Here is a 477-nt window from a genome sequence, read left to right as displayed (position 1 = left end):
GTCCGCGACCGCGCGCTGCTCGGGCAGCAGGTCGGCGAGGGCGCGCACGGCCGTCGATTTCGCCGTCCCCTTCTCGCCGCGGACCAGCAGGCCGTCGAGGTCGTCGTCTGTCGCGACGGCCAGCAACCCGTCTTTGAGGTCCCGCTGGCCCACCACGGCTGCGAAGGAGGCCTCCTGCGAAGCTTTTTTGCCGTCGCCGAGTACAACCATACTTGTATTAGTGCAAACGGAGATTTAATAATGTTATGCCACAGCTAGGACTCTACACCGCGACGGAGAACGAACTCGGGGCCGTCCAGCGGGCCGCGGACGAGGTCGACGCCGACCTCGTCGTGCGCTCGGAGAGCGACCTCGACGACGAGCCAGCGGTCGAGGCGTTCGTCGACGAACTGACAGACGCCGACGCCGTAATCCTGTGGCTCCACGGAGCCGAGGACAGCATGCCCGGCTACGAGATGGCCGTCGAGCGGTTGCGCG

The 477-nt window shown here is 66.2% G+C and carries 1 protein-coding gene and 1 pseudogene; one reads left to right on the top strand and one right to left on the bottom strand.

Annotated elements, in window-relative coordinates; translation table 11 throughout:
• A pseudogene (locus FY251_RS21095) lies at positions 1-210 on the bottom strand (magnesium chelatase); the annotation flags it as partial.
• Between the two features lie 35 nt (positions 211-245).
• Between FY251_RS21095 and FY251_RS21090 the strand changes: the two are divergent.
• On the top strand, positions 246-477 hold a 232-nt coding region (locus FY251_RS21090; RefSeq protein ID WP_148416882.1), incomplete at its 3' end, for a hypothetical protein.

Origin of the sequence: Haloferax sp. KTX1, assembly GCF_902410085.1 — an archaeon.
GTDB classification, from domain to species: Archaea; Halobacteriota; Halobacteria; order Halobacteriales; family Haloferacaceae; genus Haloferax; species Haloferax massiliensis.
Note: the sequence above shows the minus strand (reverse complement) of the source record. Positions and strands in the feature narration are given on the sequence as shown.